Source organism: Sporosarcina sp. YIM B06819, from assembly GCF_033485175.1.
In the GTDB taxonomy this organism is placed as follows: domain Bacteria; phylum Bacillota; class Bacilli; order Bacillales_A; family Planococcaceae; genus Sporosarcina.
Map to the genome: position 1 here is coordinate 54,281 of NZ_JAWLIQ010000001.1, position 23,147 is coordinate 77,427.

Annotated in this window: 26 protein-coding genes; 18 read left to right on the forward strand and 8 right to left on the reverse strand. The window is 40.5% G+C overall.

The window, feature by feature from the left end; genetic code table 11:
* The first annotated feature begins 15 nt into the window (after positions 1-15).
* The 5 genes from R2B72_RS00300 (at position 16) to R2B72_RS00320 (ending at position 3,914) form a co-directional block, all read left to right on the forward strand.
* A complete protein-coding gene (locus tag R2B72_RS00300; RefSeq protein ID WP_318614084.1) occupies positions 16-876 on the forward strand; it encodes a GNAT family N-acetyltransferase in 861 nt (286 codons plus the stop codon).
* A gap of 105 nt (positions 877-981) precedes the next feature.
* Entirely contained in the window at positions 982-1,302 is a 321-nt protein-coding gene (locus tag R2B72_RS00305; RefSeq protein ID WP_318614085.1) for a hypothetical protein, read from the forward strand.
* A gap of 108 nt (positions 1,303-1,410) precedes the next feature.
* Positions 1,411-2,298 carry an ABC transporter ATP-binding protein gene (locus R2B72_RS00310; RefSeq protein ID WP_318614086.1) on the forward strand — a complete coding sequence of 296 codons (888 nt, stop codon included), beginning with the start codon at positions 1,411-1,413 and terminating at the stop codon, positions 2,296-2,298.
* Positions 2,299-2,303: 5 nt separating this feature from the next.
* A complete protein-coding gene (locus tag R2B72_RS00315) occupies positions 2,304-3,101 on the forward strand; it encodes an ABC transporter permease subunit (RefSeq protein WP_318614087.1) in 798 nt (265 codons plus the stop codon).
* A gap of 15 nt (positions 3,102-3,116) precedes the next feature.
* Positions 3,117-3,914, forward strand: coding sequence for an ABC transporter permease subunit (locus tag R2B72_RS00320; RefSeq protein ID WP_318614088.1), 798 nt, complete (start codon positions 3,117-3,119; stop codon positions 3,912-3,914).
* A 41-nt stretch (positions 3,915-3,955) separates the two neighbouring features.
* Here R2B72_RS00320 and R2B72_RS00325 read toward each other — a convergent pair whose 3' ends face one another.
* Both R2B72_RS00325 and pepF read right to left on the reverse strand, forming a co-directional pair.
* Complete coding sequence (locus tag R2B72_RS00325) at positions 3,956-5,119, reverse strand: pyridoxal phosphate-dependent aminotransferase (RefSeq protein WP_318614089.1); 1,164 nt, start codon at positions 5,117-5,119, stop codon at positions 3,956-3,958.
* Between the two features lie 115 nt (positions 5,120-5,234).
* Positions 5,235-7,049: an oligoendopeptidase F gene (gene pepF / locus R2B72_RS00330; RefSeq protein WP_318614090.1), complete on the reverse strand. Its 1,815-nt coding sequence runs from the start codon at positions 7,047-7,049 to the stop codon at positions 5,235-5,237.
* 125 nt (positions 7,050-7,174) lie between these two features.
* Between pepF and R2B72_RS00335 the strand changes: the two genes are divergently transcribed.
* Positions 7,175-7,699 (forward strand): AAA family ATPase, encoded by a 525-nt coding sequence (locus tag R2B72_RS00335; RefSeq protein ID WP_318614091.1) that lies wholly within the window; start codon positions 7,175-7,177, stop codon positions 7,697-7,699.
* A gap of 14 nt (positions 7,700-7,713) precedes the next feature.
* Here the strand turns inward: R2B72_RS00335 and R2B72_RS00340 are convergent, their stop codons facing one another.
* Positions 7,714-8,013: a hypothetical protein gene (locus R2B72_RS00340; RefSeq protein WP_318614092.1), complete on the reverse strand. Its 300-nt coding sequence runs from the start codon at positions 8,011-8,013 to the stop codon at positions 7,714-7,716.
* Between the two features lie 66 nt (positions 8,014-8,079).
* Positions 8,080-8,523 (reverse strand): hypothetical protein, encoded by a 444-nt coding sequence (locus tag R2B72_RS00345; RefSeq protein WP_318614093.1) that lies wholly within the window; start codon positions 8,521-8,523, stop codon positions 8,080-8,082.
* A 123-nt stretch (positions 8,524-8,646) separates the two neighbouring features.
* Here R2B72_RS00345 and R2B72_RS00350 point away from each other — a divergent pair, with 123 nt between their 5' ends.
* Both R2B72_RS00350 and R2B72_RS00355 read left to right on the forward strand, forming a co-directional pair.
* On the forward strand, positions 8,647-9,366 hold the full coding sequence (locus R2B72_RS00350; protein WP_318614094.1) for an AAA family ATPase: 720 nt from the start codon (positions 8,647-8,649) through the stop codon (positions 9,364-9,366).
* Positions 9,367-9,410: 44 nt separating this feature from the next.
* Positions 9,411-9,893, forward strand: coding sequence for a PaaI family thioesterase (locus R2B72_RS00355; RefSeq protein ID WP_318614095.1), 483 nt, complete (start codon positions 9,411-9,413; stop codon positions 9,891-9,893).
* Positions 9,894-10,170: 277 nt separating this feature from the next.
* On the opposite strand, the gene R2B72_RS00360 is transcribed toward R2B72_RS00355, so the two are convergent.
* The gene (locus R2B72_RS00360) at positions 10,171-11,445 is read right to left on the reverse strand and encodes an erythromycin esterase family protein (protein WP_318614096.1); all 1,275 of its coding nucleotides are present in this window, start codon (positions 11,443-11,445) and stop codon (positions 10,171-10,173) included.
* A 145-nt stretch (positions 11,446-11,590) separates the two neighbouring features.
* Here R2B72_RS00360 and R2B72_RS00365 point away from each other — a divergent pair, with 145 nt between their 5' ends.
* The 6 genes from R2B72_RS00365 to R2B72_RS00390 all read left to right on the forward strand — a co-directional run bounded on the left by R2B72_RS00365 (position 11,591) and on the right by R2B72_RS00390 (position 15,864).
* Positions 11,591-11,830: a hypothetical protein gene (locus tag R2B72_RS00365; RefSeq protein WP_412177760.1), complete on the forward strand. Its 240-nt coding sequence runs from the start codon at positions 11,591-11,593 to the stop codon at positions 11,828-11,830.
* 13 nt (positions 11,831-11,843) lie between these two features.
* Positions 11,844-12,224 (forward strand): DnaJ family domain-containing protein, encoded by a 381-nt coding sequence (locus tag R2B72_RS00370; RefSeq protein ID WP_318614099.1) that lies wholly within the window; start codon positions 11,844-11,846, stop codon positions 12,222-12,224.
* 18 nt (positions 12,225-12,242) lie between these two features.
* Complete coding sequence (gene nagZ / locus R2B72_RS00375) at positions 12,243-13,505, forward strand: beta-N-acetylhexosaminidase (RefSeq protein WP_318614101.1); 1,263 nt, start codon at positions 12,243-12,245, stop codon at positions 13,503-13,505.
* Positions 13,506-13,565: 60 nt separating this feature from the next.
* Complete coding sequence (locus tag R2B72_RS00380; protein ID WP_318614102.1) at positions 13,566-13,892, forward strand: DUF4870 domain-containing protein; 327 nt, start codon at positions 13,566-13,568, stop codon at positions 13,890-13,892.
* Positions 13,893-14,014: 122 nt separating this feature from the next.
* Complete coding sequence (locus R2B72_RS00385) at positions 14,015-15,238, forward strand: dicarboxylate/amino acid:cation symporter (protein WP_318614354.1); 1,224 nt, start codon at positions 14,015-14,017, stop codon at positions 15,236-15,238.
* Between the two features lie 113 nt (positions 15,239-15,351).
* Positions 15,352-15,864: an N-acetyltransferase gene (locus R2B72_RS00390; protein WP_318614355.1), complete on the forward strand. Its 513-nt coding sequence runs from the start codon at positions 15,352-15,354 to the stop codon at positions 15,862-15,864.
* Positions 15,865-15,905: 41 nt separating this feature from the next.
* On the opposite strand, the gene R2B72_RS00395 is transcribed toward R2B72_RS00390, so the two are convergent.
* A complete protein-coding gene (locus R2B72_RS00395) occupies positions 15,906-16,280 on the reverse strand; it encodes a helix-turn-helix domain-containing protein (RefSeq protein WP_318614103.1) in 375 nt (124 codons plus the stop codon).
* Between the two features lie 189 nt (positions 16,281-16,469).
* Between R2B72_RS00395 and R2B72_RS00400 the strand changes: the two genes are divergently transcribed.
* Both R2B72_RS00400 and R2B72_RS00405 read left to right on the forward strand, forming a co-directional pair.
* On the forward strand, positions 16,470-17,690 hold the full coding sequence (locus tag R2B72_RS00400) for an MFS transporter (protein WP_318614105.1): 1,221 nt from the start codon (positions 16,470-16,472) through the stop codon (positions 17,688-17,690).
* Positions 17,690-18,517 (forward strand): aldo/keto reductase, encoded by an 828-nt coding sequence (locus R2B72_RS00405; protein WP_412177762.1) that lies wholly within the window; start codon positions 17,690-17,692, stop codon positions 18,515-18,517. The genes R2B72_RS00400 and R2B72_RS00405 overlap by 1 nt, the downstream gene beginning before the upstream one ends.
* Before the next feature lie 107 nt (positions 18,518-18,624).
* On the opposite strand, the gene R2B72_RS00410 is transcribed toward R2B72_RS00405, so the two are convergent.
* Together R2B72_RS00410 and R2B72_RS00415 are read right to left on the reverse strand one after the other, a co-directional pair.
* Positions 18,625-19,641, reverse strand: coding sequence for an HAAS signaling domain-containing protein (locus R2B72_RS00410; RefSeq protein WP_318614106.1), 1,017 nt, complete (start codon positions 19,639-19,641; stop codon positions 18,625-18,627).
* On the reverse strand, positions 19,628-19,975 hold the full coding sequence (locus tag R2B72_RS00415; protein WP_318614107.1) for a PadR family transcriptional regulator: 348 nt from the start codon (positions 19,973-19,975) through the stop codon (positions 19,628-19,630). The genes R2B72_RS00410 and R2B72_RS00415 overlap by 14 nt, the downstream gene beginning before the upstream one ends.
* Before the next feature lie 167 nt (positions 19,976-20,142).
* Here R2B72_RS00415 and R2B72_RS00420 point away from each other — a divergent pair, with 167 nt between their 5' ends.
* Both R2B72_RS00420 and R2B72_RS00425 read left to right on the forward strand, forming a co-directional pair.
* Positions 20,143-20,736 carry a YitT family protein gene (locus tag R2B72_RS00420; protein ID WP_318614108.1) on the forward strand — a complete coding sequence of 198 codons (594 nt, stop codon included), beginning with the start codon at positions 20,143-20,145 and terminating at the stop codon, positions 20,734-20,736.
* A gap of 155 nt (positions 20,737-20,891) precedes the next feature.
* On the forward strand, positions 20,892-23,141 hold the full coding sequence (locus R2B72_RS00425) for an EAL domain-containing protein (protein WP_318614110.1): 2,250 nt from the start codon (positions 20,892-20,894) through the stop codon (positions 23,139-23,141).
* Positions 23,142-23,147: the final 6 nt, after the last annotated feature.

Consider the following 23,147-nt stretch of genomic DNA (forward strand, 5'->3'; position numbering starts at 1 on the left):
TCTGGGGGAAAGGGAATGGAATTCACACCATACAAAGATGTGCATGAATTTGCGTTACAAGCCGAGCCAATTTTGGCCGAGAAGGAAGACGTCTACAGTCTCTTTTTTGGTGTCCTGCAAGCGATTAAAGCAGGACGCTATGATAATCCTTTCATGGCGACAATTGAGGAGGGGGGCCAGGTGTTGGCATTAATTCAAATGACACCACCGCATCCGTTAAATCTCATTATTGTAGATGAAAAAAGAGTAGAAGCAATCTTGGATGTATTAATTGGGGAATTAGTGGAACTTGAGATTGAAATGAGTTCTGTTATTAGTCTGAAGTCGTGGGCATACCGTTTTGTAGCAAAATGGCAAGAGCAAACGGGAATGGGGCACCAGTTGTTGATGGACCAAGGATTGTATCGGCTAGACGAAGTAAATGAAGCGTTGCAACCAAGCCCTGGAAGCTGGCGTTTGGCGAATGAAGGAGATTGCTCGCTGATAGAAGGTTGGTTTACGATATTTGAGGAGGATACCGGACTTCCGATTACGCCGCTAGAAGATGTGAAAAAACGAGTGGCCACATTTGTCGGTGAACGAGAAGTGTTTTTGTGGCAGCATGAAGGTAAAGTCGTATCGATGATGAAAAAAGCACGTCCTACCCAGCATGGTGTCACAGTGTCCTTCGTTTTTACACCGCATGAAGAGCGAAAAAAAGGCTATGCCCGGACAATAGTAGCGGCCTGCTCAACAGAACTACTCAAAAACTATGATTTCTGCGTGCTATATACGGACTTGATGAACCCGACATCCAATAAAATCTATCAGGAAATCGGTTATAAACGTATTGCTGATTCTGTCCAGCTTGGATTTGTCGTGCCTGAAACAAATTGATTGATCGCATTTATCATCAGGAAGGTCCTCAACCATCATCAATAACATATAATATCTTGAAAGATGAAATAATCATTCGGCAAAATGGTTAGAGGGGCGATGATTTTGCGGCGAAATTATCCAGATAATATAATGTCTACTGATAACTCCTTAAATAGGGGTGCCAAAATTGCGTTGCTGGGTTCAGCTATTTCAACATTTGGCGATGCCTTACAAACGATTGGTGGAGCCATTTCGATAGAAGAAGGCCTGATTTCTGATGCACAGCAGCAGCAAGAACTTGACAAACTTCAAAAGCAAATTGATGAATTGAAAAAAGAGCAATCAAATAATAGGACGAATCCGGATGTTGAAATGCTTGGTAAATTACTAGAGAGACTTGTAGATCGATTGGATAGAGAAGATGATGAAAGAAAAAAGAAGTAGTTATGCTAAATTATCGATTCATGCGAGTGCGAAAGAACTATCCATTTGGTTTGGATAGTCTTTTTTAATGGTAAAGAATAGTATGTTATATAAAAGGGGGTCGATAAAATGAATATTATCGAAGTGAACAATCTAACGAAAACGTATGGGGAAGCAAGAGGGATTTCGGATGTTAGTTTCACAGTTGAGCAAGGGGAGATTTTTGGTTTTATTGGCCCGAATGGCGCAGGGAAATCGACGACGCTCCGGACATTATTATCGCTTATTCATCCTACGAGCGGCAGTGCAACGATTTTTGGCAAAGACATTATAAAAGACGCACCCGATATTAAGAAGGACATCGGCTATTTACCGTCAGAAGTATTTTATTATGATCATATGAAAGTGAAGGATTTACTAAAGTATTCTGCTAGTTTTTATAAAAAAGATTGTAGTAAACGTATAAAAGAACTTGTGGAGATTATGGAACTGGATGTCAATCGAAAAATTGATGATTTGTCACTTGGCAATAAAAAGAAGGTAGGCATTGTGCAGGGCTTGTTGCATGAGCCGAAACTCATTATTCTCGATGAACCAACAAGCGGTTTAGATCCGCTTATGCAGCATAAATTTTTTGATCTACTGGAAGAAGAAAATAAAAAAGGTGCTACGATTTTATTTTCTTCGCATATTTTATCGGAAGTGCAACGCTTATGTGATCGTGTGGCAATTATTAAAGAAGGTAAGATTATTAAACTGGAGAAAATTAGCACGTTAAATGATGATCACTTTAAAAAGATTCATATAGAGACGTCCCATCCAATAGAGCACAATTATTTAAGGATGGAAGGCGTAACGGATTTAGTTGTTGATCAACATAAGGTTAGCTTTCTTTTCAAAGGAGATGTCAATGCCATCCTGAAGCAAATAGCAGCGATTTCCATTACGAATATTTCCGTAGTGGAGCCGGATTTAGAGGAGATTTTCATGCATTTCTACGAAAAAGAGGAGGTGTAATCGATATGAATATCTATGTGCATGAGTTGAAAAGCTATAGCAAAACGACGTTGCTATGGACGGTAACACTTGTGTTAGCTGTCGTATTATTCATGTCGATTTATCCTGCTTTTACGAAAGATGTTGCATCGTTTAAGACAATGCTAGAAGGGGTTCCTGAAGCGGTTCGGCATGCTATCGGTTTGGAAGTAGACCAGTTCTTTTCATTAGTCGGTTTCTATTCTTATATTCTGTTGTATTTGAAAATGCTAGGGGCTATTCAGGCAATAAGTTTAGGGATAGGTATCCTATCAAAAGAAGTGCGCGATAAAACGGCCGATTTTTTGTTGACGAAACCAGTGAGTCGTGTCGATATTTTACTAGCAAAAATGATGGCTGCGTTTACTTGTATTCTCGTTACAAACGTAATTTACGTAATGGCTAGTCTACTGATTGTGTCGTTAGTCACGACAGAACCGTTTCATAGGCAGACGCTGATTTTGCTGTCATTGACTGTATTTCTTCTTCAACTCGTGTTTTTAGCTTTAGGATTTATGATTGCGGTTGTTGTGCAAAAAATTAAATCAGTGCTATCCGTGTCGCTGGGTACCGTATTTCTGCTGTTCTTCATTAGCTTATTCGGTTCTGCCACAGGTGATGGTTTACTACGCTATTTGACGCCATTTCAATACGTGGAACCGGCGTATATCTTGAGGAATCAGACGTATGAATGGGGATTTCTATTGCTTGGCTCGCTTATTTTGATTGTATCCATTGCGGTAAGTTATATCGTCTATAGAAAAAAGGATATTCCATCTGTCTGAGGGGAGGTTTTGCTGATGAATATCGTTCGACGAGAATGGAAAGCGAATACTAAATCGCTGCTAATGTGGTGTATAGGTGTAGTTGCGATGGTAGGGGGCGGAATGGGCAAGTATGCGGGATTAGGCAATACAGGTGATTCCCTTAATGAATTGATGGCACAAATGCCAGCATCTTTACAGGCGATTATGGGAACGGGTTCATTGGATTTAACGACGATAGATGGCTATTACGGTGTGTTGTATTTGTATTTGCTAGTGATGATGTCGATTCATGCGGCCATACTGGGTGCGACGATTGTGTCAAAAGAAGAACGTGATAAAACCGCGGAATTTTTATTTGTCAAACCTGTTTCAAGAGCAAGAGTGATTTCGGCTAAATTAGCTACGTCTGTCGTAATTGTATTTATTTTAAATGGCGTCACACTGCTTTCATCTATCTTATTTGTAAATCTTTTTAATGAAGGCAAGTCTATCACGACAATAATTGTGCTGTTGATGGGCGGCATGTGGGTGTTGCAACTGTTATTTTTATTTCTGGGGACTGCTGCTGCAGCGGTGATGAAAAATCCAAAGTTGTCCATAGCGACGTCAACGGGGATTTTATTGTTAACATTTATTTTATCAGTAGCCATTGATTTGACAGATAGTTTGGAAGGATTCAAGTACGTCACGCCGTTTAAATATTTTGAAGCAAAAAATATCCTAAGTGATGGTGGCTATGATATAGCTTTTGTTGGTTTGTCGGTTCTGTTGATGGTTGTATTCATCACTATCACGTATATGTATTATCGTAAAAGAGACTTATATGTGTAAATTAGGAACTGACGGACTGTATCAAATCCGTCAGTTCTTATTCATGAAAATAGATCCAATTTTTCAATGCGCGCAATGGCTTCTTTCAAGCGATCCTCGGTTTCTAATAATCCGACGCGCACATAGCCTTCGCCATGCGGACCAAAGGCATGCCCTGGTGTAACGGCTACGTCAGCTTTGTTCAACAAAATGTCTGTAAACGTTGCACTTGTATAGCCTGTCGGAACGGGTAGCCATGCGAAGAATGTAGCACTTGGGGCGACTACGTTCCAGCCAATTCGATTGCACTCCGTAATTAAAACGTTGCGTCGGCTTTCATACAGAGCAACTAGCTCATCCACGCAATCCTGACTGCCTGATAAGGCGACAGCGGCAGCACGTTGAACAGCTGGGAAGATGTCGATGAATAAATAATCTTGCAAGGTGCCAATTGCTTGAATCATATCAGCGTTGCCAACAGCAAAGCCGACGCGCCAGCCGGCCATATTATACGTTTTGGACAAGGTGTACATTTCAATGCCGACCTCTTTGGCACCATCTGCTTGTAAGAAGCTGATCGGCTTTTGACCATCGAAACCGATGCCGCCATAAGCAAAATCATGCATAATGGCGATGTCGTTGGCTTTGGCTAAAGCGACGGTTTCTTCAAAAAATGGCAGCGTGGCAGTGGCGCTTGTCGGGTTGTTTGGATAGTTGATATACAATACCTTCGCCTTTTTTTGTTCGTCGGATAGAGTGCTATAATCCGGTAAAAAGTTATTTTCCGCTAGCAAGGGAAGCGTGTCGTAGCGAATATTGGCCAAGCTGACGCCGGATAAATAATCGGGATAGCCTGGGTCAGGCAGCAATAGTAATTCTCCTTCATTCATCAAAGCGAGTGGCAGCTCGACGACTCCGGGCTTTGTACCAAATAGCACGGCGACTTCAGTTTTTGGGTCGATATCGACATTGTATTCGCGTTTGTAAAAGTCGGCAGCAGCTTGTTTGAATTCGGTAATACCTCTAAAAGGGGAGTACTTATGCATTGCTGGATCCTCGACAGCATTTTGTAATGCTTTGACGATGTGGGGCGGCGTGGGTTGGTCGGGATTGCCACGTCCTAAGTTAATAACATCGCGCCCCTCCGCAAGAGCTTGTTCAATGTTTCGGACGAGAGATGAAAAGAAGTGTGGCGGTAAATTTTTTAAGCGATTTGACAGATCCATACAATTACCTCTTTCGTATTATTAGTCCATTATTTATATGCTAGTACAAAGGGGATTACTATACATAGAAAAAGCGATTCCAGTATGATGGAATCACTTTTTCTCATGAAATGCATTAGTTAGCTGCTTCGATTTCTTCCGTCAACACAACCAATTGATCAATCAACTCACCAATATAAGCGATTGTGTCACGTAGCGGTTGGTCGGTTGTAATGTCAACACCGGCCATTTTTGCAAGATCAGCAGGTGACTTTGTGCCTCCAGCTTTTAGGACCTCCAACCATTCATCGACAGCTGGTGGACCTTCTGCTAATACGCGCTTCGAAACTTGTGTGGAAATCGTTAGTCCTGCACTGTATGTGTATGGGTACAAGCCCATATAGTAATGTGGCTGGCGCATCCATGTCAATTCAGCGCCTTCTGAAATCTCAACGTCATCTCCCCAGAATTCTTCTAGGACACCGCGTTTCAAGTTATTCAACACAGCTGCATTGACGCTACCGCCTGCATCAATACGCTCATAAACTTTACGCTGATAAGCAGCTTCGAGTAGATGCGTAACGAAATTATGGTAGTAAGTACGTGCTACGATAGAAGAAATAACCCAGCGTTTGAATTTTGGATCATCCGAGCTTTTCAATAGATGATTGGCGACGAGCATTTCATTCATCGTCGATGGTGCTTCGATGAAATAAAGAGATGGACGTGCGTTGAAAATATTTTGTTCACGGTTGGCGTTATAGAAATGCCCCGCATGTCCAAGCTCATGTGCAAGAACAAAGACGTCTTCCATGCTACCTGTCCATGAAATAAGGATATATGGGTGATTACCGTAAGGGCTCGAACAGAATGCTCCCGTTGACTTGCCTTTATTTTGCGCAAAATCAATCCAGCGTTCGTCGTAAGAACGTTGCACCATGTTCAAGTAATCATCACCCATAATCGCAAGTGAATCGTCGATATACTTTTTCGATTCCTCCACTGTAATTGTCGGCTCATACGTTGGATCCAGTGGAATTTTCAAATCAGCGAACGTCATTTTATCCAAACCATGTACTTTTTGAAGCAGTTTGGCATATTTACGCATATGCGGTGCCAGCTCTGTTGTGATCAAATCGATTTGGCGGTCATACATGGATTTATCGACTTCTTGATTAAACAATAAGTAATCGAAAATCGTGTTGTAGCCACGTAAATCAGAAGTAGTTTTTTCGATTTGCAGGTGCATGTCGTACGTTTTTGCCGTTGTATGTTGATAGTCTTTCAATTTGGCAGAGAAGGCTTCAAATGCTGCTCGACGTTTGGCGGTATTTGCTTCAGATTCCCAGTCACCTTCAAAGGACACATAGCTTAATGGATATTTTTCACCGTCTGCTTCAAAATCATCGAATGACATATCGACCATTTTTGTTGTGTTGTACAAGCCATAAGGAGCGCTGAATGTTGAAGAAAATGCAGCTAGCGTTTTCTCGACTTCGGGGTGCAATTGATGGTCTTTTTTACGGATTAATTTTTCCAAGTAGTTTTCAAAGTCGTGAGATTGTTGCATGGCTTCTTTCAATGTGGCAACAGGTAACTCGGAAAGTTCACTGTTGATGAAAGACAATTTACTATTGAGTTTTGCCGCAATGGAACCATATTTACTTGAACGCATTTGAGCCGTATCATCTGTTTGATCTGTACTGGATGCGAGACTTGTGTACGTACCGATAGGAACAATTTGCTCATAAATAGCTGCATAGCCTTGTAATGCTTCATTGACAGCTGTCGCATTAGATATGTTGCCAGCGAATTTCTCAGCAAACCCATCGACTGCTATTTCAAGAGCTGCGATTGCTGCATTATAGTCTTCCTCAGTTTTAAATAAATCCTGTAAATTCCACGTTTCTTCTATCTTTACTTCTGAACGTAGTGGCAAACTTTTAACCAAATCTCATCTCTCCCCTGTATTACGGTTATCGAACTAAATAATAGTATATAGTATAATAGATGGAAAGTAAAAATGAATCAATTTATTGTGATTATTATAGTATCGGGGCGAAGGATGTGCTTAGTATGTTTTTTCTACAAATGTCTGGATTCCCTGGTTCGGGAAAGTCAACGCTAGCTAGAAGGATAGCAAAAGCGGCGGATGCAATTATCATCGATCATGATATTGTCAAATCGACATTATTGAAGTCGTTAGAAACAACTACGTTGGATGCAAATGTTGTTGGTAAAGTAGCGTATGATATCGAATGGGCATTAATTGACTTTCATTTATCACAAGGTCATAGCGTTATATTGGATAGTCCTTGCTTCTATTCGGAAATGGTTGAAAAGGGGGTTAAACTCTCTGAGAAACATCATGCCAAGTACAAATATGTTGAATGTTATTTGAATGACTTAGAGGAGATCCAGAAGAGGTTGAAGAATCGAACGAGAATGATTAGTCAAATTCAGCAAGTTTCTTCAGAAGAGGCGTTTGTAGAATGGGTGGACAACAGTAAAAGGCCCCCAGATCTCGAATGTCTCAGAGTTGATCCTGGGAAGCCTTTAGATAGTTACATAGATCAGGTGATGTCATATATTGGTGAATGAACGATGTGAGTATCTTATTTTTGAGTGAGCCGTTCAATTTCGTCAGCTAAGATAAAGGCCAGGTCTTCGTTGCCGAAAAGTTGGAGTACATCGAGCATTGTTTCGTTATCAATGTTGATATTATCTTCAGCATCAGCTTGTTCGATAATGTTCTTCATGGCGACATTTTCCGGTTGGTGAGGATACGCGCGCTTATACAACTCATGGGGATCTAGCTGATGATTGGTACACCATTGCACAAACAAACGAATCATTAGTTGTTCGTCTTCTTGATATTTTTGAATGACTTGTTCTTCGATGTTATTAAAATCCATTATTATAGGCTCCTTTTTCTATACGCTTATGATTAGTATATAGGATGGAGCCCATTTAGGAGAAAATCAAATCTGATTACTAATAAAAAAATGCACCAACCACTTCACATCAAGTGGGCCATCAACAATCTCGTAGTATAGTGAAGAGTTTTGGATAATCAAATTTTCATTGACGAGAATGCTTAAGGTATTTCCATCTTCATCTTGCAATTGAATACTGAATTGCTTGGTTTCGTCATTCATATTTATTTCCTCGGGCTTTAATTTCCGGACGTGGTAATCTTGAAGGAAATCCAATAAGCTGTCAATTTTGGAATGCTCATCGACATGCCATGTTTCAATGCTGTTGCCTTCAGTAGCCGGTTTTGTGAAGAGTAATGTGGTGGATGTTGAATTCATCGTGCTAAAAAGTTCCGTAAACTGTTTTTCATCGTATTCATGAAAAGATAGCATCATCATATAACTGCCTCCAATGAGAATGGCAATGAGTAAAAGTGCCCTCATTTTCATCGTTAATCCCCCCTACATTTCGTTTCTTTAGTATACGCAGATGCGGGTGGTTAGTAGTGTGCTTATGATAATAAAGGGTATGATTGTTCACACGAGGAAATTAATAGTGGGGGGGATGAAAAATTGGTTTTAAGAAGAATAACACTTCTTCATGAGGAGAAATCAGCGAAAGAGGAATACCCTTTCTCGATACCTTCTATTCAATCCATGACAGAATTGGATTTGACAAAGCGAGTGACTTTTTTTGTTGGAGAAAATGGTTCTGGGAAGTCGACCTTGCTAGAGGGGATTGCAGATGTCTGTGGGTTTAACCCGGCAGGTGGCGGAAGAAATAATACGTATGATGTAGATGCGTCAGAAAGTGCATTGAGTGAACATCTACGATTGTCATGGATGCCGAAAGTAACGAATGGTTTCTTTTTACGAGCTGAATCATTTTATCATTTTGCTTCCCATATCGATCAATTAGGAGCAGAATCCCTTAAGAGTTATGGTGGGAAATCACTGCATCAGCAATCACATGGTGAATCATTTTTGTCGTTATTTTTAAATCGTTTTCAAGGAAAAGCCATTTACTTACTCGATGAGCCAGAGGCAGCCCTATCTCCCCAACGACAATTGACTTTTTTGCGTGTCATGCATGAACTTGTCCAGGAGGAAGATTGTCAATTCATCATCGCGACACACTCACCGATTATTTTTGGCTATCCAGATGCGACGATTTTGAGTTTTGATGATGGAGAAATTAAAGAGACAGATTATGAATCAACGGAACACTATCAGATTACGAAATACTTTTTGGATCACCGAAAGAAGTTTTTGAAAGATATTTTGGACGATTGAAAGAATGTTATAATAACTTTAAGGAAAATGGGATGGTGATGACGATGACGAAAGTTGTAATGCATGCGATTCAAGATGAATACGCAGATGATTTTGCTTGGTGTTTTGGCTGTGGACGATTGAATGAAGAGGGCTATCGTTTTCGGACAGGATGGCAAGGGGAGGAGACGGTGACGTTTTATGAACCATCGTCGAAGCATATCGCGATTCCAGGCTTTGTTTATGGTGGGCTGATTGCCTCGCTTGTCGATTGTCATGGGACGGGTTCATGTGCGCTGGCACTTCATCGGAAGAACGGATATGAGCCGGGTAGTGGGGAAGTGCCGCCGCGATTTGTTACGGCATCGTTGAATGTCAATTATATGAAACCAACACCACATGGAGCTTTGTTGAAAGCGGTTGGAAAAGTGGAAGAAGTTCATCCGAAGAAATTTAAAGTGTTGGTAGAAGTATTTGCAGATGACACGCTTTGTGCAACTGGGGAAGTTGTGGGTGTCGTGATGCCCGCGACATTTGTGAGTAAATAATAGTGCTATAGAAAAAAGAAAGGGCTGTCTAGATAGTCAGTTTTCACTAACTTTTTGGACAGCCCCAGCTTTCTCTATTGCCAAAAGACTACTTTCCATTCCCCGACAAACACTAGTGGAAACTTATCGATCAATTGCCGAAGGTTATCGATCAATTGCCAAGGGTTATCGATCATTTCCGCAAAGTTATCGATCAATTGGGCAGGGTTATCGTCATTTTGGGACCTTTGACTCAATGCGTGGACACGATCAAATTATTTCCAGCTCCTTTCCTTTGCTAAGTGATCATAGTTTCTTCCACCTCAAGCGGTTTCAACGCCTTGGTTTTATCAATATAAATAAATGCATCATAACGATTTCCGATTTGGGTAGGTACGTAATTACCATAGGCTTCAAATTCGGGATTGTAGACAACACCAATCGCCCGGTGACCAATCCATGGAGAAAAGTATTGTCGGTTATCTTCATTGAAAATGAATAATTTGTCGGCAGCACTTGTGTTGTGTAAAAGATCTTCCCATGAATGTTGGCGGGCAGGAGGTACCGCTATTTTTTCGAATGGAACTCCCCATTTATTAGCTGCAATGACTGTGCCCCGATGCGTACCGAACCCTACCGCATAAACCTCGCCTTGTTGGTAGTGTTCACGGAGTAGTTGCCCGACGTTTAGCATACCATCCTCTTGCATTGTCGTAGCCCGGGCATCGCCAATATGCGTATTATGTTCCCAAACGATGATTTTCGAACCGTCCCCGTAATGGTTCCGCACTTCATGAATGGCTTCAGCCATATGTTCGTCTCGAATATTCCAGGAACGCGCATTGTCTTGGAGCATAGCTCGATAATATTCTTCTGCATGTTTAGCAACTAATGCATTCATTTTTAAATTAAGATTTGCCTCTCGCTCGTCCTTATAATGGTCTTTATGCGAACGGATGGATGACAGTAAATTGCTCACTTCATCAATGCATGCTTGCGGAAAATGTGCTGTGGAAATGGCATAATGTTCCGGTAAACCATTGAAAGGTTCAAAACAGGAGAATGCCTTATGTGCTAATTCAAGATCCACGCCCGTGGGATTGCTTTCGGTTAAATACCGAATAATTTCTTCAATTGATTCCCATAGACTATACATATCAATTCCGTAAAATCCTACCTTTTGGTTTGTGGTTTTATTGCCGTTATGCATTTTCAACCAGTCCACAAAATCCGCTATTTCTTCATTGGCCCACATCCATGTTGGCCATCTGTTAAAAGCTTTTAACACTTCCGTGGTAGTTTTTTGTGCTTCTTCATACCCTTTTATATGTCGATTGACACGCTGGGCGGCGGGCCAATCGCCTTCGACTGCGAGGGCAGAAAATCCTTTTTGTTCGATTAACATTTTAGACAGCTTTGCACGAACGGTATAAAATTCAGATGTACCGTGGCTAGCTTCTCCTAGTAGGACGATTTTTGCATCACCGATGGCATCGAGTAGAGGTGTAAAATCAGTATCTGATTCAAAAGGAAGTGCATATTTTTTAACAGCTTCTTCAAGTGTGTAATTCAATAGGAGCCCCCATTTCTTTCAGCTATTGTGCAAGTATGTCCATCTATTCATTTAATAGCCGTTCGAAGTGATTGAAAATCCTATGACAGACAATTGTGGTAATATATAATTGGAATAGTATGAAACATGTAGAGGAGTGGTTCCATTGTTAGAAGGGGTAATAATCGTTGGAATGGTCATGGCTGTTCCGATTACTGCAATTATTACAGATCATAATCGCAGAGTTGTAAAGCTAAAGGCAGAATTTATTCGTGATGAGATTGAGTTGGAAAAATTGAAACAGCAAAACTTCATTGTAGAAACGGAGAAAATGAAGCTCGAATTAGAAAGAATGAAATTGGATTACACAGTTGAACAGAAGCATATTTTAGAATTGAAAAAATAAGGGGTGCTATCAGATGAAGGACGATTATTTCATTCCACCGTACAATGACCTTATGGGAGATATTCTAAAAAAGCACACGGCAGAGGGCGGCATGGATAACTTGAAGGGACAAGGGAAGCCACTATCGCAGGAGTATTTTTCTGGTGATACGTTTCAGCATTTTCAACGAATCGCGAAAGATGCAGGGTACAAACCGCATTGGCTGAAGCTGCAGCATGATATCCGCGATGAAGTGATGGCCATTGCAGCAAGTCCTTTGTCGGCAGAGCTGGAAACTCGAATTGATCAGCTAAATAGCAAAATTTTCGCATACAATCAATCATGTCCACCCCCTATGCAAAAAGGGTCTGTGTCGCTTGCGACGATTCAATCTGCAATTGAGCGGTGGCAATAAAATCGAGGGGGAGTGAGGATGAATCGTCATGGACCATTCCTTTTTGGGATTATCTGTTGTCTTATGGTACTATCAGGATGTTTTCAATCAATACTGCAAGGTAACAGTAAGGACGAAAGTGACACAGCCCCCGCGATGACTACACCTCTAAAAATAGAGCCAGTTATCGTCGAGCCACCGAAAATTGTCATATCGCCGATAGATGAAATGATTGACGAAATGACTTTAGCAGAAAAGATTGGACAGCTTCTCGTGATAGGAGTAGACGGAACGTCGTTTTCAGACGAGATGGACAATCTAATCCGAAATTATCATGTCGGTGGCGTTATTATGATGGGACGAAATGTCTCGACGATGCAGGTAATGTTGCAATTGATGAATGACATGAAAAAAGCAAATGAGCCGAACAAAATCCCTTTATTTATGTCTGTTGATGAAGAAGGGGGAAGGGTTTCGAGGTTGCCAGCTGGAATTGCTAAACTACCCGCAAGTGCAAAGATTGGTAAACAAAATGATGAAACACTAAGTTACAGTGCCGGCATTTATTTAGCTGAAGTACTTCATGAATTTGGCTACAATATGAATTTTGCCCCCGTGTTAGATATCAATAGTAATCCAAAAAATCCGGTCATTGGAGATCGGTCATTGGGAGCAGATCCTGAGTTAGTTGCTAGGTTAGGCGTTGCGACGATGCATGGCATGATGGACAATGGCATCATTTCTGTCGTTAAACATTTTCCGGGGCACGGAGATTCGGTTGTTGATTCGCATAAAGCATTGCCGAAGGTGGAAACGACGTTGGAGAGACTGCGCAATGTGGAGCTTGTACCTTTTCAAAGAGCGATTGATGAAGGTGCTGATGCTGTTATGGTCGCCCATATCTTATACCCAGCACTAGATCGAGATTATCCATCATCTATGTCGAAGGCGATTATCACAGGCTTACTACGTGACGATATGCAATTTGATGGGGTTGTTATTACGGATGATTTGACGATGGGTGCCATCATGAATGACTATACCATTCCGGAAGCGGCAGTACAGTCCTTCATCGCAGGCAGTGATTTGTTGTTAATTGTGAACGGTTATGATAATCAAATCAATACGGTCAAAGCGCTCATGACGGCAATTGAGGCAGGGGACATCACGGAACAGCGATTGAATGAAAGTGTCAAACGGATTTTGACACTCAAAGAGAAATATGATGTATCAAATGACACCGAAGAGCAAGTTGATGTCGATAAAATCAATGAAAAGTACAGCGAGTTTATAGTGAAATAAATGAAACTTCTTTTTATCTCATCCGTATAATAAGATACTAGAGAGTAGGAGGTTTTTTTTATGGAAAGTAAGGATAATTCTTTGGATAATAAAGGATTGAAAATATTGGTGCATGCGAGTGCTTTTTTCATGCCCTTCTTAGTACCGTTTATTATTTATTTGGTCGTTGCGGATTCAGCAGTGAAAAGAGTATCGATTCAAGCGATCTTGTTTCAACTTGTGATGTGGGCATTGATTGTTTTATCAACATTGCTGAGCTTCATCCTCATTGGTATTCCGTTCCTTATTATCTTTGGTTTGATGACGATTATTATTCCAATCTTGGCGATTATCAAGACGCTAAATGGCGAAACGTATAATTACCCGTTTGTCGGTAAATGGTTTTAAGTGAATAAAAAGACGCATTCCGTGATGTGATTCATGCGGAGTGCGTTTTTTGTTTAGGCATGTTCCAGTCCTGACTTGTATAAGATGAACTAAGTAAAATAAGAAGGGAGAGGAACATGAAAATTAAGTTCAATCTTGTGACGCAAATTATTATCGCATTTGTCTTAGCAATTATTTTAGGGAGTGCTTTCGGTAGTTCGATTGATTTCTTGAAACCGTTTGGGGATTTGTTTTTACGGTTAATTAAATTCATCATTGCCCCACTTATTTTATCGACATTGGTCGTTGGGGTTGCAGGAAGCTCTAATCCAAAACAGCTTGGAAGAATTGGCATTAAAACAGTTGCTTACTATTTGGTAACAACTGCGGTAGCTATCGTTATCGGTCTTGCGGTTGCATTTATGATATCTCCAGGTAAGGGCGTCACGATTTCAACAGAAGGATTGGCTATTCCTGAAGCAGCTGCAAAAGAGCCACAAAGTACGATTACAACAGTCTTGAATATTATTCCTGAAAACCCGTTCACTGCATTGGCAGCGGGAAATGTATTGCAAATCATTTTTTTCGCATTATTCATCGGTTTGGCCATCACGTTGGTTGGAGAAAAAGCGCAGCCTGTCTATCGATTCTTTGAAGGTTTTGCAGAAGTCATGTACAAAATCACGGGTATCGTTATGAAAGTGGCACCCATCGGTGTTTTGGGATTACTCGCGCCAGTTGTTGGCCAGTATGGTCTTTCCGTATTATTACCTCTCGTTAAAGTGATACTAGCCGTTTACATTGCATGTATCCTCCACGCTGCTATTGTCTACTCAGCGGCTGTGAAAACATGGGGGAAAATGAGTCCACTTAGGTTCTTCAAAGGAATTTCACCTGCAGCCCTTGTCGCATTTAGTACAGCAAGCAGTTCAGGTACATTGCCCGTAACCATTAAAAATACGAACGAAAACCTTGGCGTACCCAATAAAATCTCAAGTTTTGTTCTTCCGCTTGGTGCAACCGTTAACATGGACGGAACAGCGATTTATCAAGGGGTAGCAGTTGTTTTTATCGCACAATTTTATAACTTGAATTTGTCCTTTACTCAACTGTTGACGGTTGTTTTAATCACGATTTTGGCGTCAATTGGGACGGCAGGGGTTCCTGGAGCGGGCATGATCATGTTGGCAATGGTATTAACGTCTGTCAATATACCACTTGAGGGAATCGCACTGATTGCCGGAATCGACCGAGTTTTGGATATGATGCGTACATGTGTGAACGTTTTAGGGGATGCATCTGCTGCGGTTGTTGTGGCGGGTACGGAGAAAAAACGAAATGAAGTAGAAGTAGTTCCTGTAGATTAACTTACTTGAAAGCGGCTTATGCTAATAAAAGCGTAGGTCGTTTTTATTTATTCAAGGATGCTATACTACTTATGTAGAAAATAGAACGAAGTGAAAGGATGGATATTGTGACGATGATTCGAGTGGAACAACCGCAAGATTTTACAGCTATTAAGCAAGTGAATGATCTCGCTTTTGAGCAAGAAGGTGAGTCGAATTTAATTGCAAAACTTCGAACAACAGATACATTTATTCCTGAACTTTCATTGGTATTTGAAAACGAACAGCGCGACATAGTTGGTCATATTCTTTTTAGTTTAATTACCATTGAAACTGCACAGGGCTCAGTTGAGTCATTGGCACTAGCACCTGTGGCAGTGAAACCAGGCTCCCAAAATAAGGGGATTGGTTCGGCATTAATAAAAGAGGGATTAAAGCGTAGCCAAGGGTTGGGCTATGATTCTGTCGTCGTGCTAGGACATAGTAGCTACTATCCGAAATTTGGTTTCCAACTCGCTAGTTCTAAAGGAATTACAGCCCCGTTTGATGTGACAGATGAAGCTTTCATGGTGATTGAATTACGAACAGGTGCATTGGACGATGTACAGGGAACAGTGAACTATCCCCCAGCATTTTCAGACGTTTAAAAACGAGATTCCGCTGTCATGGAATCTCGTTTTTATGTGGTTCATGATTTCAGCTTATCATTTAAAATGCTATCCTCTAAAACCGAAAATTTATCTCCATAGATTTTCGTGATATGAACCTCTCCCCATGCACAAAGTGACTCCAATATACTTTCTAGACTTAATCCGTATTCGCTCAGTTCATACTCTACTTTTGGAGGCACCTGATTGTAAGCGATTCGGTTGATGACACCATCAGCTTCTAGCTCTCGTAATTGTTGTGTAAGCATTTTTTGTGTGATGGTAGGCATGAGACGCTTCAATTCACTTGTTCGTTTTTTACCATGTGTTAAGTGGCATAGAATGACACATTTCCACTTACCCCCGATTACTTCTAATGTTGCTTCAACAGATATATTGTACTTCTTTTTTGTCATATTTTATCCTCCTCGACTATAGGAACCTGGGAGTACCTATAACACTTTTGGGTACCTATCGTACTTTAAAGTGCGTACTTTTCTTTTGAAACCCTATGACTCATACTAACATTTGTTGATGAATGACACGATATTTTATACTTCGTGTATTCAAACATTGAACTGTAGGAAAGTGGAGGAGGAGAAAAAATGACTTTAGATAAAAAGAGAAGTATGTTTGCGCTACTTGCATTAGCCGTCAGTGCATTTGCAATTGGAACGACAGAGTTTGTTAGTGTAGGTCTACTGCCATTGATAGCCGAAGACCTAGATATATCAGTGACAACAGCAGGGTTAACGGTTTCACTGTATGCATTAGGCGTAATGGTAGGTGCACCGATTTTAACATCTCTAACTTCAACAATGCCACGAAAATCATTGTTGTTATGGATTATGGTAATCTTTATAATAGGGAACGGCATTGCGGCGAGTGCAACAAGCGTTACCGTTTTACTAGTCGCTCGCGTTATTGCTGCCTTTGCCCATGGTGTATTTATGTCGATCGGCTCGACAATTGCGGCTGATTTAGTTCCTGAAAATCGCAGAGCAAGTGCGATTTCGATTATGTTTACAGGGCTTACAGTTGCAACAATAACTGGAGTTCCATTTGGTACGTTCATTGGCCAACAGTTTGGCTGGCGCTTTGCCTTTGTGGCAATCGTAGTCATAGGGATTGTCGGACTGGTTGCGAATAGGATGCTTATCCCATCTGATTTACGACAAAGCGCTCCGACGAGCATGCGGGACCAAGTTAAGCTTGTAACAAATGGCCGGATATTGCTGGTCTTGGGCATTACAGCACTAGGGTATGGGGGAACCTTCGTCGTATTCACCTACCTTTCCCCATTACTACAGACAATCACGGGATTTACGCAAGGAACAATTGTGATGATCTTATTAGCTTATGGAGTCGCTATTGCCATCGGTAATATGATTGGCGGTAAGCTGTCGAACAAAAATCCGATTCAAGCACTGTTTTATATGTTTATTGCACAAGCAATTGTGCTAGTCATTTTGACGTTTACAGCACCGTTTAAAGTCGCTGGTTTAGTGACGATAATTTTCATGGGCTTGTTTGCATTCATGAACGTGCCGGGACTGCAAGTGTATGTCGTTATGTTAGCGGAACGCTTTGTCCCAAGCGCGGTAGATGTCGCTTCAGCAATGAACATCGCTGCATTTAATGCAGGGATTGCCATCGGCGCGTATGTAGGCGGGGTAGTAACAGATTCGATAGGACTCATTCATACCGCTTGGATTGGCGGGGGAATGGTCATGGTTGCGGCACTATTAACAGGTGTTAGTCGAATGTTGGAACGAAAAGATCAGCAGGGGTTGAAGCTGTCTAAAAAAATGGAGGTCATTCAATAATGAGAAACTTACAATCTACAACTTCATTGCATAATGGTGTGAAAATGCCTTGGTTAGGACTCGGTGTATTTAAAGTAGAAGAGGGAAAAGAGCTTGTGAATGCAGTAAAAACTGCGATTGCACATGGCTATCGTAGTATCGATACAGCAGCTATTTATGGAAATGAAGCAGGAGTTGGGCAAGGTATACGTGAAGCGAATGTTGCGAGGAAAGATCTATTTGTTACATCAAAAGTTTGGAATTCCGAGTTAGGCTATGAAGCGACAATTGCGGCATACGAAGAGAGTTTAAGGAAGCTGGAACTAGATTATTTGGATCTCTACCTCATTCATTGGCCAGTTGCTGGTAAATATAAAGAAGCATGGCAAGCATTAGAGACACTTTATAAGGAAGGAAGAGTCAAAGCAATCGGGGTTAGTAACTTCCAAATCCACCATCTTGAAGATTTGATGACAGATGCGAACATTAAGCCTATGGTTAATCAAGTGGAATATCATCCACGTTTGACGCAAAAAGAACTACAAGCATTTTGTCGGCAGCATGCTATTCAATTGGAAGCATGGGCTCCACTGATGCAAGGCCAGTTGCTCGATAATGCAGAGCTTCAGGATATTGCAAGTAAACATGGAAAATCCGTTGCCCAAATCATCTTACGCTGGGATTTACAAAATGGCGTCGTGACAATTCCAAAATCGACGAAAGCACATCGTATTGCCGAAAACGCTACTGTGTTTGATTTTGAATTAACGACAGAAGAAATGAATCGTATGGATAGCTTAAATGAGAATCACCGCGTGGGTCCAGATCCGGATCATTTTGATTTTTAATAGCTAGGATTTGAGATGTCGGTCATATATTGAATGGCTGGGGCCATACATTAATAATTTATAAAAGCAGGGTAATCTTCCATAGAAGATCACCCTGCTTTTATAAATTATTTCATCTTTGCCTTACGAAAACCTGAATAGCAGTCTAGTACACTCGTCACAATGACGGATAGCACAATAATCCCATAAATCCAGCTAATTGCGGATGGAAGATTTTCTTGGGAGTCTTCTAGAATGTTGGAAAAGTAAGTGACGAATTCAGGATTTATTAAATTGGGATTGCTGATAATGATGACGAAGGCAATAACGCTGATCAAATGGACAATTGTATTACTCATCGCAAGTTTGAACGTCCATTGACGTAGCTTGGCTTTATAGGTTAGTAAGAGTAGCTCCAGTAAGATGAGCAATGACACAAGTGGCCAGTAGGAAAGGAGAACGTCATGTTGGAAAACAGTCATGACAAACTCTAACCCACTTTGATCTTCTCTTGATTCGTAAACGCCAATGAGATGTGTAGCCTTGAAATAAACAACGGCCCAAATGATTGTCCAGAAAAAGCCAGCGCCAGCTTCACTTATTTTGATTGCTTTTTTCAGGGGAATGTTAGGAATCTTTTTCAAATCATCCGGTTTCCAGGGGGTACCTGAAAGCGTTAAAGGAACATGAACGTTTGGTGATATCGTGCGATCTAAGATGATAAATACAATGGTTACCCAAAATGCATTTTGGATAGCGGCTTCAATTACAATCCGTATTGCTTCAACGATAAAACCCGTGACATTGAGCATGGATAGTGTGTCAACATTCGAAAGTGAGGCGAATTTTTCGATGATGAATAACGAGAGAACAACAATCGATACAATAGTTAAAGTCAATTTAAGTATCGAAATATAAATATCGTAAAACTTAGGCCCGATTAGATGCATTGGCAGTTCTCGATATTGAGCGGCAAGTGTTGCGGGATTGCCAAGTTTCTCGAGTGCCTGTGTCACATTGTCCTCCGTATAATCGTCTGGTAGCATGTCTTCGATTGTCGAGCGTAATTCTAGTGCAATATCATTACGCATTTTTTCAGGTAATCTACGCGTTACCTCTCGTACATAGATTTCAATCATTTCCATCTGTTTCAGCCCCTTTTAGTACAATTCTTAATTCACTCGTCATTTTTTCCCACTCTGCTTGTAGCAGTTCAAAAACCTCGATGCCTAAATCGCTAATCAAGTAATATTTACGCGGTCTGCTTTCTGTCGTATCCCAACTACTGGATAGTAGTTCTTGTTTTTCAAGGCGTCGCAGTAAGGGATATAACGTGCTTTGATCAATTTCGATTCCAGATTTCTCAAGTAGTTGGACAAGCGAATAGCCGTATTGTGGCGTTTTTAACATACTGAGTACAGCTAATATCAATGTTCCTCTTCGTAATTCTGTCGTCAAGGAATTCAATAGATCACTCATTGGATCACCTCTCTATATAGTGTATGTCATACACTGTTATTCAGTGCGTATCAATTGAAACTAAAATTAATGGGACATGTAGTCATCACTACCCAAAAAAAGAGGGAAGTATTGCTTTGGATAAGCATATACATCATATAAAGTAATTGAAATAGGTGGGGTCATGTGTGTATTTCTTAAAAAAAGCTGTGACAATTGTTTTTGGAAGTTTGTTAGTTGCGATGGGGCTGAATGTATTTCTTATGCCTTTTGGATTATTAGATGGCGGTGCACTGGGAATTAGTCTGATTTTTCATTATGTCATGGGGGTTAAAGTGGGATTCACATTCATGTTAGTGAGTATCCCGATTTTCATACTGGCCTGGATTTTTTATCGATCATTCTTTTTTAATGGCGTCCATGGCATGCTGTTGTCATCTTTGATCATTGATGTGCTGTCTCCGTTGCAAACTATTGGAAAGGAGTTTGTAACATCGCCTCTACTAGCTGCTATTGGTGGCGGGATCATGATTGGGATAGGTATTGGTCTTATGCTACGTTTGGATACGAGTATTGGAGGAATGGATTTATTTGCGCAAATGATTGCGAATAAAATGGGAATGAACCCCGGATGGATGATTTTTTACATTGATTTACTAATTGTTACGGCAGGAAGTTTTGTCATTCCTTCAGTCCAATTGCTATTATCTATGGTGACCGTTCTATGTGTTGGAATGACAACAAGTTTAATTGTATCTAACGTAAATAAAGCGACTAACTAGTTAGGTCTAATGGATTTCTCTTAGAAGTGACTTAAAGTGCTTAAGTCTTACAGTTATGTGCAGGAAGTGTCGAACTATGTACTGCGTTTTGAAATCTTCCGTGGTATGATGGAAGAAAAGAATTGGTAATTTTTATAGGGAAAGGGGGAATGGAATTGAAAACAATCGCTGCATTCATTGCCGAAGCGAACGAATATTGCCGAAATGCAGGAATGAATCCAGATGAACTGCCTCCTACGACAATTATTACTTCCAATCAAAAACGTTTAGATAAGTCAGGCTTATACGAAGAAATTATCTCGGTCACCCGCTTTTTTAGCAAAAAAATTACCGAATTGTTAAAGGATATTCCATTACTTATTACTGTCTCTGACCAAGATGGCATTATTTTAGACATGGTGGGAGACAATCAGATAAAAAAGAAGTTGAGTGATTTGGGCATAAACCTAGGCGTTCAATGTTCAATCAGTACGATGGGGACGAATGTCATTAACCTATCACTTAATCACCATTGGGGACCTGTGGAGATTATAGGTGAGTCACATTATCACCATTACCTTGAAAAAACAGCCTGTTATGGCGTGGCATTTAAAAATACAACTACGGGTGAAGTGCTTGGTTCATTGACCATTATGACTGATTTAACACATCAAAATCCAATGGTACTGATGATATTGGCTACAATAGTGGACTCAATTGAAAGAGAACTGGTATTACGGAAACAAAACAGGCAGCTGAATATGCTGCATCAAGTGATGATGGATAATAGTCAATATGGCGTCATTACGACGGATTTAGATGGTGTCATTTTAGAATTCAATATTCGGGCCGAAATTCTCCTTCGTCAAAAAATCCGTGATATGGTCGGTAACCATGTACAAAATTTGAATGACATTGGAAAGTACATAGAAGCTGTTCTTAATGAAAAGAAACGATATGATGATGTGTATATTACGATTGGAGAAGAGGGAGATCCGTCGCGACGGTTCTGTTTATTCGATGCATTCCCAATTTACGATGATAGTTATCAAACGATTGGTGTATTTGCACAACTGCGAGATATTACAGAAGTGTACAATGTCCAACAACGTTTCAATTTCTTGGCCAATCATGATGAGCAGACAGGATTACCGAATCGTAGATTTTTGACAGCTAACTTAACGAGTCTTATTGAAGAAATGGATGGTATCGAAGTAAACGATCAACTTGCAGTTATCCATTTAGATTTGGATCGTTTTAAGATTGTAAACGATACGCTAGGGCAAAAAGATGGAGATCTCGTTCTAAAAAGAATTGCTAATCGACTGGCGAGTCATTTGGAAGAAAATGATTTTATAGCAAGAGTAGGCGGGGATGATTTCATCTTGATTGTTCCCTTAAAACAGCAGGATGAAGTTCAGCAATTTGGCGATCGACTCGTTATGCTATTTAATGAACCGTTTATTATGAAGGGCTATGATTTTCATATTACAGCCAGTATAGGGATTGCTGTTTTCCCGAACGATGGACGGACATCGGAAGAACTACTGGTCAAGGCTGATACAGCCATGTTCCAAGCTAAAAAGCAGGGGAAAAATCAGTTTGTCCTTTATTCTGATGAATTAGATCCGAAATCACATGATAAGATTTTATTAGAAGCTTCTTTGCGAAAAGCCATTGATTCTGATGAACTTGTCCTTTATTATCAACCGAAAATCAATGTCAAAACAAAAAAGATGATTGGCGTAGAAGCTTTGGTCAGATGGCAGCATCCGACATTAGGCATGCTTCCACCAAGTGAGTTTGTTCCACTTGCCGAAGAAACGGGTCTTATTAAACAAATGGATGAGTGGGTGCTACGGACCGCCTGTAATCAAAATAAGAAATGGCAGGACATGGGGATTTCTCCCTTTAGTGTAGCGATTAATCTATCTTCCAATCAATTTGCGAGTGATTTGTTACCAGACTTGGTTCAATCAGTTTTATGCGAAACTGGATTAAAACCTGAATACATAGAACTTGAAATAACTGAAACGATGACAATGGATGTAGAACATGCCATTCCAACACTGAAGAAATTGAATGAACTTGGCGTTAAAATTAGTATTGATGACTTCGGCACAGGATATAGTTCCATGAACTACTTGACCAAATTTCCGATTGATCGGTTGAAGATTGATCGATCGTTCATTTGGAATATTGAAAAGAACGTGAGTGACTCGAATATTGTTATTACCATTATCCGAATGGCTCATAATCTTGGTCTAAAAGTGATTGCAGAGGGAGTGGAGAATAAAGAGCAACTGCAATTTTTACAGGATCATGGCTGTGATGAAGTACAGGGATTCTACTTTAGTAAACCTTTAACAGTAGAAAATATTGAAGCGGGCTTTTTAGGTATGAAAGAAATAATAGTTGGGAAATGAAGAGGT